This is a genomic window from Burkholderiaceae bacterium DAT-1 (genome assembly GCA_019084025.1).
Lineage (GTDB): Bacteria > Pseudomonadota > Gammaproteobacteria > Burkholderiales > Chitinimonadaceae > DAT-1.
Genome location: JAHRBI010000018.1, coordinates 1 through 1,109 on the forward strand (window position 1 = coordinate 1; position 1,109 = coordinate 1,109).

At 59.6% G+C, this 1,109-nt stretch carries 2 protein-coding genes; both read right to left on the reverse strand.

All coding sequences use genetic code 11. The annotated features are described in order from the left end of the window. A partial coding sequence (locus KSF73_17290; protein MBV1777475.1) for a response regulator occupies positions 1–607 on the reverse strand: 607 nt, incomplete at its 3' end. Between the two features lie 36 nt (positions 608–643). After that, a partial coding sequence (locus tag KSF73_17295; GenBank protein MBV1777476.1) for an ATP-binding protein occupies positions 644–1,109 on the reverse strand: 466 nt, incomplete at its 5' end.

Sequence of the window (1,109 nt, forward strand, 5' to 3'; positions counted from 1 at the left end):
GCACGTGGATTTTTACGGTGCTTTCCGACAGATCGAGGTGGCGGGCGATCATCTTGTTGCTTTCGCCACGCGCCAGAAACGCCGCAATTTCGCGTTCGCGTGCGGTGAGTTTGTCTGGCGATTTATGAGCCTGATCGATGGCAGGCGGGGTGTCGGCCGGAATGGGAATGGCTGCACGCGGGGTCTGGGATTGCACCTGCTGCACCAGCTTCAATGTCATGCCCGGCGCAATCACGGCTTCGCCCCGTGCTGCACGGCGCACGCTATCAAACAGAAACTCGGCATCGATATTTTTCAGCAGATAGCCGCGCGCACCGGATTGCAGGGCGGTGGTCAGCTCGTCGGTTTCTTCCGAAACGGTGAGCACCACCACGGCGCTGGCGGGGGCTTCCTGCTGAAGCAGGTGCAGGGTTTCCAGTCCCGACAGGCCCGGCATGTTCAGATCAAGCAGAATCACATCGGGTGCAAGCTGGTGGGCGCGCTTCACGCCTTCGTGGCCGTCTGCGGCTTCGGCCACGACTTCAAAGTCCTCGTTCCGTTGCAGCAATAAGCGGATGCCCGAACGAAACAAGGCATGGTCGTCAATCAGGAGTACACGTATCGGCATGGTGGTGGTCATGGTGTCCGGTCGTTTATGGTCGGGTCAGGCAATCTGCCGTTCATCTCGCTGCAAGGACAGGGCGATGCGGGTACCCTGACCGGGTGATGAATCGATGGTGAGTCCGGCATGCAGGCTGGCAGCACGTTCGCGCATGATATTGAGCCCTACATGCACTTCGCCGCGCTGCTGCACTTCCTGTAAGTCAAATCCGTCGCCATTGTCCAGAATCTCCAGCCTAAAGTCGCGATCATTGTCGATCCGAACGCGCACCTCGCTGGCGTGGGCATGCTTGCGGATATTGCTCAGGGCTTCCTGCACGATGAAGACAATCTGCAGCTGCTGTTCGGGCGGAAGCGGTTGCCCGGCATGATCGTTGTAGCCTAGGTCGACCTCAATGCCGGTCTGCCGTGTAAAGCGCGAAATCGTGTCATGAATCGCGCCGCGCAGCTCACCCGGCCCCAGCTTGGAGCGGAAATTGGCCAGCAGTTCGCGCACGTCCTGATAGCTT